Annotated in this window: 14 protein-coding genes; 8 read left to right on the forward strand and 6 right to left on the reverse strand. The window is 69.8% G+C overall.

The window, feature by feature from the left end:
• Positions 1-2 precede the first annotated feature (2 nt).
• Entirely contained in the window at positions 3-500 is a 498-nt protein-coding gene (locus ACK8N7_RS18425) for a DUF3515 family protein (protein ID WP_500443267.1), read from the reverse strand.
• Between the two features lie 211 nt (positions 501-711).
• Complete coding sequence (locus ACK8N7_RS18430; protein WP_403213594.1) at positions 712-1,428, reverse strand: DUF5324 family protein; 717 nt, start codon at positions 1,426-1,428, stop codon at positions 712-714.
• Positions 1,429-1,725: 297 nt separating this feature from the next.
• On the opposite strand from ACK8N7_RS18430, the gene ACK8N7_RS18435 reads away from it, so the two are divergent.
• Together ACK8N7_RS18435 and ACK8N7_RS18440 are read left to right on the forward strand one after the other, a co-directional pair.
• A complete protein-coding gene (locus ACK8N7_RS18435; RefSeq protein ID WP_403213592.1) occupies positions 1,726-2,253 on the forward strand; it encodes a peptidylprolyl isomerase in 528 nt (175 codons plus the stop codon).
• A gap of 135 nt (positions 2,254-2,388) precedes the next feature.
• Positions 2,389-3,294 (forward strand): rhomboid family intramembrane serine protease, encoded by a 906-nt coding sequence (locus ACK8N7_RS18440; RefSeq protein ID WP_403213590.1) that lies wholly within the window; start codon positions 2,389-2,391, stop codon positions 3,292-3,294.
• A 316-nt stretch (positions 3,295-3,610) separates the two neighbouring features.
• On the opposite strand, the gene crgA is transcribed toward ACK8N7_RS18440, so the two are convergent.
• Complete coding sequence (crgA, locus tag ACK8N7_RS18445; RefSeq protein WP_015609807.1) at positions 3,611-3,865, reverse strand: cell division protein CrgA; 255 nt, start codon at positions 3,863-3,865, stop codon at positions 3,611-3,613.
• A gap of 143 nt (positions 3,866-4,008) precedes the next feature.
• Here crgA and ACK8N7_RS18450 point away from each other — a divergent pair, with 143 nt between their 5' ends.
• The 6 genes from ACK8N7_RS18450 (at position 4,009) to ACK8N7_RS18475 (ending at position 8,561) form a co-directional block, all read left to right on the forward strand.
• Entirely contained in the window at positions 4,009-4,776 is a 768-nt protein-coding gene (locus ACK8N7_RS18450; protein WP_403213588.1) for a DUF881 domain-containing protein, read from the forward strand.
• Between the two features lie 31 nt (positions 4,777-4,807).
• Positions 4,808-5,524 carry a class E sortase gene (locus ACK8N7_RS18455; RefSeq protein ID WP_403213586.1) on the forward strand — a complete coding sequence of 239 codons (717 nt, stop codon included), beginning with the start codon at positions 4,808-4,810 and terminating at the stop codon, positions 5,522-5,524.
• Between the two features lie 89 nt (positions 5,525-5,613).
• Entirely contained in the window at positions 5,614-5,802 is a 189-nt protein-coding gene (locus tag ACK8N7_RS18460) for a hypothetical protein (RefSeq protein WP_015609804.1), read from the forward strand.
• Positions 5,799-6,437: an aminodeoxychorismate/anthranilate synthase component II gene (locus ACK8N7_RS18465; protein WP_015609803.1), complete on the forward strand. Its 639-nt coding sequence runs from the start codon at positions 5,799-5,801 to the stop codon at positions 6,435-6,437. Before ACK8N7_RS18460 ends, ACK8N7_RS18465 begins: the two co-directional genes overlap by 4 nt.
• The gene (locus ACK8N7_RS18470) at positions 6,434-7,804 is read left to right on the forward strand and encodes a class E sortase (RefSeq protein ID WP_500443272.1); all 1,371 of its coding nucleotides are present in this window, start codon (positions 6,434-6,436) and stop codon (positions 7,802-7,804) included. The genes ACK8N7_RS18465 and ACK8N7_RS18470 overlap by 4 nt, the downstream gene beginning before the upstream one ends.
• A gap of 25 nt (positions 7,805-7,829) precedes the next feature.
• The gene (locus ACK8N7_RS18475; protein WP_403213580.1) at positions 7,830-8,561 is read left to right on the forward strand and encodes a class E sortase; all 732 of its coding nucleotides are present in this window, start codon (positions 7,830-7,832) and stop codon (positions 8,559-8,561) included.
• Between the two features lie 100 nt (positions 8,562-8,661).
• Here the strand turns inward: ACK8N7_RS18475 and pknB are convergent, their stop codons facing one another.
• From pknB to ACK8N7_RS18490, 3 genes are all read right to left on the reverse strand, one after another.
• Complete coding sequence (pknB, locus tag ACK8N7_RS18480; RefSeq protein WP_500443274.1) at positions 8,662-10,674, reverse strand: Stk1 family PASTA domain-containing Ser/Thr kinase; 2,013 nt, start codon at positions 10,672-10,674, stop codon at positions 8,662-8,664.
• Between the two features lie 172 nt (positions 10,675-10,846).
• Complete coding sequence (locus ACK8N7_RS18485) at positions 10,847-12,304, reverse strand: peptidoglycan D,D-transpeptidase FtsI family protein (protein ID WP_403213576.1); 1,458 nt, start codon at positions 12,302-12,304, stop codon at positions 10,847-10,849.
• Positions 12,301-13,701 (reverse strand): FtsW/RodA/SpoVE family cell cycle protein, encoded by a 1,401-nt coding sequence (locus tag ACK8N7_RS18490; RefSeq protein WP_015609798.1) that lies wholly within the window; start codon positions 13,699-13,701, stop codon positions 12,301-12,303. Before ACK8N7_RS18490 ends, ACK8N7_RS18485 begins: the two co-directional genes overlap by 4 nt.
• Positions 13,702-13,713 lie beyond the last annotated feature (12 nt).

Here is a 13,713-nt window from a genome sequence, read left to right on the forward strand (position 1 = left end):
GGTCACGGAGGCGGCGGGACGTCATCCATGCCGACGCACTTCGTGTACGTCTTCACGGGCTCGACCAGCGCGGACAGGTCGACCAGGACGTCGTCCACGGCGACGATCCCGTCGGAGACCACGGCCTCCACGGCCGGATCGCGGCCGTAGGTGACGACGACCTTCCCGCCGTCCTTCGAGCGGTCCGCGCGGGAGACCCAGTCCACGCCGTCGACGGTCGCGCACGGGTCGAGGGTCGGGACGGGCAGCTCGACGCCGCAGCGCAGCACGATCGCGTTGTCGCCCCAGACCGCGACCCCGGGGAGGTCGGTGAACTTCAGCTCCTGCCCGCCGAGGCGGTCCGGGTAGCGGTCGGCGAGCTTCCCGCAGGCCGCGTCCCCGGCGTGCGGGGCGGCCTTGACGCCCTCCCCCGGCGAGTCCGCGCACGACACCAGGACGCCGGCGGTCAGGACGACGGCCACCGCGAGGGCGGCCGTCCGTGCCCGGGAGACTCGCACCACAGCAGGACCTTTCGGGGAGACAGGGGACGGACAGGGGACTACCGGAGCCTAACCAACGCCCGTCCTGCCGAGGCGCGGGGGACCGGCGGCGGGTGAGCGGCGGCGAGCTCGGGCAACGAGAACGCCGGTCCGCCACAGACCCGTGAAGGTCTGTGGCGGACCGGCGTTCTCTTCTGCTGTCAGCGGTTACGGGCTCCGGCGCCGACTGCCCTCAGGGGCGGTCGTCGAGGCCCGGGGTGTCTCCGTCCGCCTCGGCCTCGGCCTGCTTGGCCTTGACCTCCGGGTCGAGCACGGCCTGGCCGCTGCCGTCGACCGAGCTCAGCGGCGACCGCTCGTCGCCGACCTCGGTGGCGACGGGCGGCTCGACCAGCCAGTCCGGGTTGGCCTGCTTGTCCCACCAGCGCCAGGCGGCGTAGGCGCCACCGGCGAGGACACCCAGCACCAGGAGCCCCTTGGTCGCCCGGCCGGCCTTGGCCCGCCGCTCGTGCTTCCTGGCCAGCTTCTGGATCTCCTTGGCCGTGACGTTGCTCCGCAGCGCGGCCAGCGCGGCGGCGCTCCGGGCGGTCGCCTGCTCGGCGACCGGCACGGCCACCGCCCTGGCGTGCTCGACGCGCGGCGCGGTGTAGTCGGCGGCGGACCGGGCGGCCTTCCGGGTCGAGTGCGCCGCACGCTGCGCGGCCTCGTCGACCTTCGGCGGTACATGGGTCAGGGCCTGTTCGAGACGCGGTGCGAGATGGGACTCGTACTGGACACGGGCCTGCTTGGCGGCCTTCGTCACCTTGGGCGCGAGCTGGACACGGGCCTCGTGCGCATAGTGTGCAGCCTGCTTCTTGGCCGTGTCGGCGTACGGCGCCACCACTTCCGCGGCGTGCTGCGCGCTGTCCCTGGCCGAGTCGGTTGCGGCGCGCACGCTGTCGATGCGGGTCACGGGATCCTCCTCCTTGGTGGCGGGTAGGTACTCCGCCTTTCCGCCCAATTCGAAATCATGCCTGTCACGGCCATGACCGGCACTCGGGACGTGCATCCGGGTCATGATCGTTATTTCCATCAAAACGGTACAAGACGGTAAAACCGTGCAAGTGAAGTGTGCCGACGACAATGCCATGGTTCGGCGGTGAACGCGCCGTTCCGCCAGGCATCCGGCCGTACATTTCCCGGTACGTGGGAGGATTCGGCCGACGTCAGCGAAGGATTGACGTCAGCGAAGGATGAGGGAAGGCAGATCGTGGCCGAGCAGCTTTACGCCACCTTGAAGACCAGCCAGGGCGACATCGAGATCCGGCTTCTGCCGAACCACGCCCCCAAGACGGTCAGGAACTTCGTCGAGCTGGCCACCGGACAGCGCGAGTGGACCAACCCCCGGAACGGCGAGAAGTCCACGGCCCGGCTGTACGACGGCACCGTCTTCCACCGTGTGATCAGCGGCTTCATGATCCAGGGCGGCGACCCGCTGGGCAACGGCACCGGTGGTCCGGGCTACAAGTTCGCCGACGAGTTCCACCCCGATCTCGCCTTCACCCAGCCGTATCTGCTGGCCATGGCCAACGCGGGCCCGGGGACCAACGGCTCGCAGTTCTTCCTGACGGTCTCGCCCACCGCCTGGCTGACCGGCAAGCACACCATCTTCGGCGAGGTCGCCGACGAGGCGGGCCGCAAGGTCGTCGACGCCATCGCGGCCACCCCGACCAACCCGCGTACCGACCGCCCCGTGCAGGACGTGGTCATCGAGTCGGTCGTCGTCGAGACCCGCTGACCGGCCGCCCCGGCCGCTCCCGCCCGGAGCGCCGGGAACCAACCGCCCTGCCCGTCCGTACTGTTACATAGCGGACCAGCGGGGCGGCCGTGTGTGCGGCGCCCGGAGGCGAGACGCGAGAGGCAGGCCGGGCCGATGGACCAGCAGCCGCCGACCGACCGGGGCGGACCGGAGAGCGGTGAGGCCGTGCCGACCTGCTACCGGCACCCCGGCCGGGAGACCGGGATCAGCTGTACGCGCTGCGAGCGGCCGATCTGCACCGAGTGCATGGTCAGCGCCTCCGTCGGCTTCCAGTGCCCCGACTGCGTACGCCAGGGTTCGGGCACCGGCCACCACCCCTCCGCGAGCACGCCCCGCACGCTGGCCGGCGGCACCCTGGCCGCCGATCCGCGCCTGGTCACCAAGATCCTGCTCGGCCTCAATCTCGCGGTCTTCATCCTGGTCGCGGCCGCGCCCGAATCCCTCCTCGACGACCTGGTGCTGCTCGGCCGGGCCTGGGACCCGACACCGCCGCCCGGCTCGGTCGAAGGCGTCGCCGAGGGCCAGTGGTACCGCCTGGTGACCTCGATGTTCCTGCACCGGGAGGTGTGGCACATCGGGTTCAACATGCTGGGTCTGTGGTGGCTCGGCGGACCGCTGGAGGCCGCGCTCGGCCGCGTCCGCTACCTCTCGCTCTATCTGCTGTCGGGCCTCGCGGGCAGCGCCCTGATGTATCTGATCGCCGCGCCGAACCAGCCCTCGCTCGGCGCGTCCGGTGCGGTCTTCGGCCTGTTCGGCGCCACCGCCGTCCTGATGCGCCGGATGAACTACGACATGCGTCCGGTGCTGGTGCTGCTGGCGATCAACCTGGTCTTCACCTTCACCATGGGCGGGATCGCGTGGGAGGCCCATGTGGGCGGCCTCGTCGCGGGCGCCCTGATCGCGGTCGGGATGGTGCACGCACCGCGTGAGCGGCGTACGGCGGTGCAGGCCGGGACCTGTGCGCTGGTGCTGCTGGCGTGCGTCGCGATCATCGTCGCGCGCACGATGTCCCTGAGCTGAGCGGCCCGGGAAGAGCTCTCTGCCCCCAGGGCAGACCCCAGTTGTCCACAGTGGGCGCACGACCTTGTGCATGGCAAGGGGAACATCTGTGCCCACCGTCGCTGAGCTGGGTTTTTCCGTGGTGGCACACAGTGCAGCCCCCCTCTGGCGAGGGAGGCTGCAGTCACACCGGCGTCAACTTGCGGGGAAGTTATCCACAGATCGTCTGACCTTTTCCCCCGACTGTGGATAACTCTGTGGGTAACTCAGGGCAAGGCTTGCGCGAAGGCAGGCCGAGCGGGAGGAGCCACTTCCACCGCGTGCGGAGCGGGAGGAGCTACTTCCACTGGGTGGAGACGGCGAAGCCACCGGCGATGAAGCCGAAGCCCACGACGATGTTCCAGTTGCCCAGGGCGTCGATCGGCAGATCGCCCTCGGTCACGTAGAACACGACGATCCAGGCCAGCCCGATGAGGAACAGGGCCAGCATCACCGGAGCGACCCAGCTGCGGTTGGTCAGCTTTATCGTCGTTGCCTGCTTCGCCGAGGGCGGCGTGAAATCGGCCTTCTTGCGGATACGTGACTTCGGCACGAGGGACTCTCCTGTCGATGCGCTGCGTGACCGCGCAGGGATCTGTGGCGGGCGCCGGGGCGGGGGGTGCCAGGGGGAATGCTGCCTCCCCCGGGCGTCCGTTAGCGTAGTGCTTCCATGGCGCCCGATGAGATAAGGGTACGTTGAGCAATTCTGCCGACTCTCCCGAAGGCCCGGTCCGGCACACCTCCGCGTGGGCGGTCCGGGGGCTCACCGCTGCTGTTTTCGCCCTGGCCGGGCTGATCTTCGTCACCAGCGCCAACACGGCCAAGGGCACCAATCTGCGCAGTGACTCCTCCCTGCTCAAGCTCTCCGACCTGATCAAGGAGCGCAGCGAGAACAACGCGGAGCTCAACGACGCGGTCGCCACCGCCCGCGCGGACGTCGACGCGCTCGCCCAGCGCGACGACGGCTCCACCGAGGCCGAGGACGCCAAGCTGAAGGCGCTGGAGAAGGCGGCCGGCACCACGAAGATCACCGGCGACGCCGTCAGCGTCACTCTCGATGACGCGCCCCCGGACGCCACCGCCAACCCCGGCTACCCCGAGCCCCAGCCCAACGACCTGGTCATCCACCAGCAGGACCTCCAGGCCGTGGTGAACGCCCTCTGGCAGGGCGGGGCGCGCGGGATCCAGGTGATGGACCAGCGGCTGATCTCCACCAGCGCGGTCCGGTGCGTCGGCAACACCCTGATCCTCCAGGGCCGGGTCTACTCCCCGCCGTACAAGGTCACCGCCGTCGGCGACCCCGGCAAGCTCAAGCAGGCGCTCGACAACTCCACGGCGATCCAGAACTACCAGCTGTACGTGAAGGCGTACGGGCTGGGCTGGAAAGTCGACGAGGACGACGCGGTGACTCTTCCCGGCTACTCGGGCACAGTGGATCTCCACTACGCGAAGCCTGTGGAGTGAGCCCGAGCTGATCCCCCGGGGAGGCCTTCCGGTGTCGTCGCCACTGTCGGTGCGATCGTTACGACTCGTCGTCAGAACGTTCAGCGAACTGTGCATCACCGTGGGCACCCTGATCGTCCTGTTCGTCGCCTACGTCCTGCTGTGGACGGGCGTCAAGGCCGCCGACGCGGCCGACGACGGGATCGCGACGCTCAACAGCCGGTGGGCCCGGCAGCCCGTGGCGTCCTCCCCCGGAGCTCCGTCGGCCCCCTCCGTCTCCCCGTCCCCGTCCCCGTACCGCGACGGAAAGCCGTTCGCGACGATGCGCATCCCCCGCTTCGGCTCCGGCTGGGAGTGGCCCGTCCTGGAGAACACCGAGGCCAGGACCTTGCAGAAGGGCCTCGGCCACTACAGCGGGACCGCCCGGCCGGGGGAGAGCGGCAACTTCGCGGTGGCCGGTCACCGCCGCACGTACGGAGACCCCTTCAAGGACTTCCCGAAACTGCGCCCCGGGGACGCGGTGATCGTCAACGACGGCACGACCTGGTTCACGTACCGCATCGCCAAGGAGCCCCACCGGACCGTGCCCACCGACACGGCCGTCGTCGACCCCGTCCCCCGCCGCTCCGGCTTCGAGGGGCCCGGCCGCTATCTGACCCTCACCACCTGCGAGCCCGAGTGGGGCAGCAGCCACCGGCTGATCGCATGGGCGCACCTGGACGCGACCCGGCCGGTGAGCGAGGGGAAGCCGCCGGACCTTACCGGCTGACCCGGACCCGGCCGGGGTTTTCCACAGGCTGACCCACTCTCCGGCCGCGGCACTCTAGTCTGGGCCGGGTACCGAATGGAGGGGTCAGCATGTACGGCTGGATCTGGCGGCATCTGCCGGGCAACGCATGGGTGCGGAGCGTCATCGCACTCCTGCTGGTTCTCGCGGTCGTCTACGCGCTGTTCCAGTACGTCTTCCCCTGGGCGGAGCCGCTGCTCCCGTTCGGTGATGTGACCGTCGACGGCGCGAGCGCCGGTGGGGCAGGAGCCGGCCAGTGAGCGCACGCATCCTCGTCGTGGACAACTACGACAGCTTCGTCTTCAACCTCGTCCAGTACCTCTACCAGCTCGGCGCCGAGTGCGAGGTGCTGCGCAACGACGAGGTGACCACCGCCCACGCCCAGGACGGCTTCGACGGCGTCCTGCTCTCCCCCGGCCCCGGCACGCCCGAGCAGGCCGGGGTCTGCGTCGAGATGGTGCGCCACTGCGCGGACACCGGCGTCCCGGTCTTCGGCGTCTGCCTGGGCATGCAGTCCATGGCCGTCGCGTACGGCGGTGTCGTCGACCGGGCCCCCGAGCTGCTGCACGGCAAGACCTCGCTCGTGGACCACGAGGGCAAGGGCGTCTTCGCCGGGCTGCCCTCCCCCTTCACCGCGACCCGCTACCACTCGCTCGCCGCCGAACCGGCCGCGCTGCCACCGGAGCTGGAGGTCACGGCCCGCACGGCGGACGGCATCATCATGGGGCTGCGCCACCGGGACCGGGCCGTGGAGGGCGTGCAGTTCCACCCCGAATCGGTGCTCACCGAGCACGGCCACCTGATGCTCGCCAACTGGCTGGAGCAGTGCGGCGACCAGGGGGCCGTCGCGCGGTCGGCGGGTCTCGCGCCGGTGGTGGGCAAGGCCGCCGCGTGACCGCACCCCGCCCCGAGGACGACACCGGACTTCAGGGCCCGTACGAGCAAGGGGCGTACGGGGCCGACGGGGCGTTCGCGGCGGCGGTGGAGGGTCTCGCGGATCCGCTCAACGACCCGCTGCCGGGGCAGCACACCTCCCCGTGGTTCCGGAGCGACACCGCCCAGGACGACCCGGGCACCGGGGTGAGCCAGGACGCGGCGCCGGTGGAAGGGGCCCGCCCCCAGGCGTACGGGGGCCCTGAGCAGCCGCAGGGGGCCCCGAACGAGTGGTACGACCCCGAGGGGTACCAAAGGGACTGGTACGGCGCCCAGCAGGCCCCTGCGCCTGTTCCCGCGCCTGTTCCCGCGCCCGCCCCGGACCCCGGACCCCGTCGCGTAACGGTGACGCCGCCCGTTCCCGACGAGACCCTGGGGCTGCGGACCGCGGACACCAGGCGAATAGTGGCGGAGCCGCCCGGCCGAACCGGGCCGCCCGAAGGACCCGCACCGGCCGAACGATCCGAGCCGGCTGAACCATTCGAGCCCTCCCGACGATCCGAGCCTGCGGCCGAACCGGTCACCGGAGGCCGTGCCGAGCGGCGCCGGGCGGCCAAGGGGCGCGGCCGCCGTCCCGCCCCGGCGTCCGGTGCGGCCGCCGCACCCGCCGCACCGCTGTCCCGGATGGAGGCGCGGCGCGCGGCGAAGGCGGCCAAGGACAGTCCGGCCGTGGTCGCCAGCCGGGTCGTCGGCGAGGTCTTCATCTCGCTGGGCGTCCTGATGCTGCTCTTCGTCACCTACCAGCTCTGGTGGACCAACGTCCGGGCCGAGCAGATCGCCGGCCGGGAGACGGACAAGATCCAGGAGGAGTGGGCCAAGGGGGCGGGCAAGCCCGGGGTGTTCGCGCCCGGCCAGGGCTTCGCGATCATGCACATCCCCAAGCTGGACGTCGTCGTCCCGATCGCCGAGGGCATCAACAAGGAGAAGGTCCTCGACCGGGGCATGCTCGGCCACTACGGCGAGGGCAAGCTGAAGACGGCGATGCCCGAGGACAAGCAGGGCAACTTCGCGGTGGCGGGCCACCGCAACACCCACGGGGAGCCGTTCCGCTACGTCAACACGCTCACCCCCGGCGACCCGATCGTCGTCGAGACGAGGGACGCGTACTACACGTACGAGATGACCAGCGTCCTGCCGCAGACCTCGCCGTCCAACATCTCGGTGATCGAACCCGTCCCGGTCGGATCCGGGTTCGACAAGCCGGGCCGGTACCTCACGCTGACGACCTGCACCCCGGAGTTCACGAGTACCTACCGGCTGATCGTCTGGGGCAAGATGGTCGACGAACGGCCGCGCAGCGAGGGAAAGCCCAGAGCGCTCGTGGGCTGAACATCATCACGACAGGGGCGGTGCGGTGGCAGCGAGGACCGAGCACGACGAGCGGACCGACGCGTCCACGCCCCCGGCACCCCGCCCCAGCAGCAGGCACCCCATCGCCACCGCCGTCAGCGTCTTCGGCGAGCTGCTGATCACCGCGGGCCTGGTGCTCGCGCTCTTCGTCGCGTACTCCCTGTGGTGGACCAACGTGCTCGCCGACCGGGAGGCCGACAAGCAGGGCGACACGGTCCGCAGCAAGTGGGCGGACGGTCCGGGTGCACTGGACACCAAGGACGGCATCGGCTTCCTGCACGTCCCCGCCATGAAGAACGGCGAGGTGCTGGTCAAGAAGGGCACCGACCCCAGGACCCTGAACAACGGCATCGCGGGCTACTACACGGACCCGGTCCCCTCCGCCCTCCCCTGGGACGACGAGGGCAACTTCACGCTGGCCGCGCACCGGGACGGGCACGGCGCCAAGTTCCACAACATCGACAAGCTCAAGAACGGTGACGCGGTCGTCTTCGAGACCAAGGACACCTGGTACGTCTACAAGGTCTACAAGTCGCTCCCCGAGACCTCGAAGTTCAACGTCGATGTGATCCAGCCGGTCCCGGAGGAGTCGGGCGTGGAGAAGCCCGGCCGCTACATCACGCTGACGACCTGCACCCCGGTCTACACGTCGAAGTACCGGTACATCGTCTGGGGCGAGCTGGAGCGTACGGAGAAGGTCGACAAGGACCGTACGAAGCCGGTGGAGCTGCTCTAGCCGCGCCCGTCCTCCCGCAAGCACAGCAAGTACGGCGAAGGCCCCGGTCACCGTGGATGGTGACCGGGGCCTTCGCCGTACGTCGTACCTGCTGCGGGCGCTACCTGCCCGACGGGCCTCCGAAGAGGCCGCCGCCGCCCTGGTCCCCGCCGCCGCCCTGGTTCCCGCCGCCGCCCGGGGTGGCGAAGATGTTGACCGCCGAGTTCTTGTCCACGGTCTCACCGACCCCCGGCTGCACGACGGCCACGACGGCGTTGTCGTCCTGCGACCCCTGGATGTTGCCGACCTTCAGGCCCGCCTCCTGGAGCTTCGCCTTGGCCTCGCCGAGCGTCAGGCCCTGGATCTGCGGGACCTGGGTCTTCTCCGGCTCCGGCGGCTCCGCCGGGCCCTTGGAGACCTTGAGGACGATCTGCGCGTCCTTGGCGTGCTTGCCGGGCTGCGGGGTCTGCTCGACGACCGTGTCCTTCGGCTGCTCGCTGTCGATGTCGGTCCGCGAGATGTTCGTGAAGCCGATGCCCCGCAGCTGCTGTTCCGCGGCCGCGAAGGTGCGGGTGCGCATGTCGGGCAGGTCCAGCGCCTCCTTCTTGGCGACCGTGATGGTCACCTCGGAGTTTTCCTCCGCCTCGGTGCCGCCGTCCGGCTTCTGCTTGATCACCGTGCCCTCGGCCTTCTCGGACTCGACCGCGGTCACGTTGACCGTGAAGCCCTTGTCCTCCAGGGCCTTGCGGGCACCGTCCTCGGACTTCTCCAGGACATCGGGCACCTCGATCTTCGGCGCACCGGAGGAGACCATGACCGTGACGGTCCCGTTCTCGTCCATGCTGCCGTCCTTCGGGGTCTGCGAGCAGATGTCGCCCTTCTCCTGCTGCTCGCACGGCTCCTCGCCGCCGACCTTGACGACGACCCCAGCGCGTTCCGCGAGCTGTTCCGCCTCCTGGACGGTGGAGCCGACCAGGTTCGGCACCGGGACCTGGCCGTCGTCGCCGGTGTCGCTGAACACGACCCGGCCGATCAGGATCGCGCCGATGAGCACCAGGATGCCCGCGACGACCAGCAGGATCGTCGAGGTGTTGCTCTTCTTCTGCGGCTGGCGCCGCCTGCTCGCGCGGTCGTCGTAGCCGTAGCCGCCGTCGTCCGGGTTGACCGGCGGCAGCATCGACGTCTGCGCGTTGTTCGGGTCGGTCGGGCGCAGGGCGGTGGTGGGCTGGTCGGCGTTGTAGCCGTCGTAGCCCCCGTACCCCACGGCGCCCATCGCCGCCGCGGCGGCGACCGGCCGGCCGTCGAGGCAGGCCTCGATGTCGGCCCGCATCTCGTCGGCGGACTGGTAGCGGTAGTCCGGGTCCTTGGTGAGCGCCTTCAACACGATCGCGTCCATCTCGGGCGTGATCTCGGGGTCGAAGTTGCTCGGCGGCTGCGGCTCCTCGCGGACGTGCTGGTAGGCCACGGCGACGGGCGAGTCCCCGACGAACGGGGGCCGGACGGCGAGCAGCTCGTAGAGCAGACAGCCGGTGGAGTACAGGTCGGAGCGCGCGTCGACCTGCTCGCCCTTGGCCTGCTCCGGGGAGAGGTACTGGGCGGTGCCGATGACCGCCGCGGTCTGCGTCATGGTCATGCCGGAGTCGCCCATGGCGCGGGCGATGCCGAAGTCCATGACCTTGACCTGGCCGTTGCGCGTCAGCATGACGTTGGCCGGCTTGATGTCGCGGTGGACGATCTGGGCGCGGTGCGAGTACTCCAGCGCCTGCAGGATGCCGACCGTCATCTCCAGCGTGCGCTCGGGCAACAGCCGGCGGCCCGAGTGCAGGAGCTCCCGCAGGGTCGACCCGTCGACGTACTCCATCACGATGTACGGGATGGAGACCCCGTCGACGTAGTCCTCGCCGGTGTCGTAGACGGCGACGATCGCGGGGTGGTTGAGCGAGGCGGCCGACTGGGCCTCACGGCGGAACCGGGCCTGGAAGGACGGGTCGCGGGCCAGGTCGGCCCGGAGCGTCTTCACAGCTACGGTGCGGCCGAGCCGGGTGTCGTGGGCGAGGTAGACCTCGGCCATGCCACCACGGCCGAGCACCGAGCCCAGCTCGTACCGGCCGCCGAGGCGACGCGGCTCTTCCATAACTGTTCCAGCCCTCTCCGTCAGTCCTGACCGCACCCGTGTGTGTGGTCCGGCGGTGCGCTGTTCGCGCATACGCTACCGGGCACGCGGTAGGTGATCAGCCCGCACCCGTCAGCCGATATCCGACCGGTATCCGATGTCCGGTATGGACGGACGGCCGCCGTGACGGGTCTCACCGCTTGCTGGCGATGACCGCCTTCATCACATCGCGCGCGATCGGAGCGGCCAGCCCGCCACCGGAGATGTCGTCCCGGTTGGCGTTGCCGTCCTCGACCACGACGGCGACGGCGACCGGGGAGCCGTTGTCGGTCTTCGCGTACGAGATGAACCAGGCGTACGGCTTCTCGCTGTTGTTCAGACCGTGCTGGGCGGTACCGGTCTTGCCGCCCACTGTGACGCCGGGGATCTGTGCCCTGGTTCCCGTACCGTCCTTGACGACGGTCTCCATCATCTGCTGGACCTTCTGGGCGTTCTCGCCGGACAGCGCCCGGCTGAGCTCCTCGGGCTCGGCGGTGTAGACGTCGTCCAGGTTGGGGGCCTGGCGCTTGGCGACCATGTACGGCTGCATCAGCTTGCCGTCGTTGGCGATGGCGGAGGCCACCATGGCCATCTGGAGCGGGGTGGTCCGGTTGGACGCCTGGCCGATGCCGGCCATCGCGTTCTGCGGCTTGTTGTCCTCGGGGTAGATGCTCGCGTCGGCGCGGACGGGGGTGAAGACTTCCTTGTTGAAACCGAACTTGTCCGTCTGCTCGATCATCTTCTTGTTGCCGAGGTCGTCGCTCATCTTCCCGAAGACGGAGTTGCACGACACCCGCAGGGCCTCGCGCAGCGACGCGTTCTCGCAGGGGATGTTGCCCTCGTTCTGCAGCGGGACGGTCGTCTGCGGCAGCGTCCAGGGCAGCGGCGACTCCGTCTTGGCGTCGATGTCGTCGTAGAGCCCGTTCTCCAGGGCGGCGGCGGCGGTGACGACCTTGAAGGTGGAACCCGGCGGGTAGGTCTCGCGCAATGCCCGGTTGAGCATCGGCTTGTCCTTGTCCTTCAGGAGCTTCTCCCGGGCCGCGGAGTCCTTGTCGGAGTTGCCCGCGAAGACCGAGGGGTCGTACGAGGGGGTGCTCGCCAGCGCGAGGATGGCACCGGTCTGCGGGTCGAGGGCGACGACGGCGCCCTTCTTGTCCCCGAGCCCCTTGAAGGCGGCCTTCTGGGCGGCCCCGTCGAGGGTGGTGACGACGTTGCCGCCCTGCTTCTTCTCCCCGGTGAACATCGACAGGGTGCGGTTGAAGAAGAGCTGGTCGTCGTTGCCGGTGAGGATGCCGTCCTCGAGGTTCTCCAGCTGCGAGGAGTCGAAGGCCTGCGAGGAGTAGCCGGTCACGGGGGCCCACAGGGGGCCGTCCTTCCAGACCCGCTTGTACCGGAAGTCGCTGCCGTTGGCCTCGACGGACCCGGTGACGGCCTTGCCGTCCACGATGATGTTGCCGCGCTCGTGGGCGTACCGCTCGATGCGGATACGGCGGTTCTCGGCGCGGTTGGTCAGCTCGTCGGCGCGGACGTACTGGATCCAGTTGTCCCGGAGGAGCAGGGCGAGCATCAGCAGGCCGCAGAAGATCGCGACGCGGCGCAGGGGCTTGTTCACGGACGGACCACCTGCGTCATTTCGGCGTCGGTCGAGGGTGCGGGCGCCGGTGCGGGACGGCGGGCGGTGTCGCTGATCCGGATCAGGATGCCGATCAGGGCCCAGTTGGCGATGACCGACGAACCACCGGCCGCCAGGAACGGCATCGTCATACCGGTGAGCGGGATGAGGCCCATCACACCGCCGGCGACGACGAAGACCTGGATGGCGAAGGCGCCGGAGAGCCCGATGGCCAGCAGCTTGCCGAACGGGTCGCGGGCGGCCAGTGCGGTGCGCACACCGCGCTCGACGATCAGCCCGTACAGCAGGAGGAACGCCATCACCCCGGCGAGCCCGAGCTCCTCGCCGACGGTGGCGAGGATGAAGTCGGTGTTGGCCGCGAAGAGGATCAGGTCGGAGTGGCCCTGGCCGAGGCCGGTCCCGAGCGTGCCGCCGGAGCCGAAGGACATCAGCACCTGGGCCATCTGCTCACTGGCCGGGTGCGTTCCCCAGCCGGCGAACGGGTCGAGCCAGGCGGTGACACGGTCCTGCACGTGCGGCTCGAACGAGGCCACACCGACGGCGCCCACGGCCGACATGACCAGACCGAAGACGATCCAGCTGGTGCGTTCGGTGGCCACGTAGAGCATGACGACGAACATGCCGAAGAAGAGCAGCGAGGTACCGAGGTCGGTCTCGAAGACGAGGATCAGGATCGACATGGCCCAGATGGCCAGGATCGGTCCGAGGTCGCGTCCGCGGGGCAGGTACATGCCCATGAAGCGGCGGCTGGCCAGGGCCAGGGCGTCCCGCTTCACCATCAGGTAGCCGGAGAAGAACACCGCGATGACGATCTTCGCGAACTCACCGGGCTGGATGGATCCGATCCCCGGGATGGTGATCCAGATCTTCGCGCCGAACTGGGCCGGGAAGAACATCGGCAGGATCAGCAGGACCAGCGCCACCACCATGGAGATGTAGGTGTAGCGCTGGAGGATGCGGTGGTCCTTCAGCAGGAGCAGCACTCCCACGAAGAGCGCGACCCCCATCGCCGAGAAGATCAGCTGCTTGGAGGCGGCGGGCGCGAAACTGGGGTGGGCGAGCAGCCGCTCCGACTGGTCGAGGCGCCAGATGAGCGCCAGGCCCAGGCCGTTGAGCAGTGTGGCCAGGGGCAGCAGCAGCGGGTCGGCGTACTTGGCGAACCTGCGCACCACGAGGTGGGCGACGCCGCCGAGCAGGGCGAGCCCCGCTCCGTATCCGAGCATGCCGGAGGGCAGTTCGCCGTTGAGGGCGAGGCCCACGTTGGCGTAGGCGAACACCGAGATGGCGACGGCGAAGATGACCAGCGCCAGCTCGGTGTTGCGGCGGCTCGGTGCGTCGATCGCGCCGATGGTGGTCGTGTTGGTGACAACGCTCATGGTGCTGAAGGC

This window comes from Streptomyces griseobrunneus (genome assembly GCF_046713465.1).
Lineage (GTDB): Bacteria > Actinomycetota > Actinomycetes > Streptomycetales > Streptomycetaceae > Streptomyces > Streptomyces microflavus.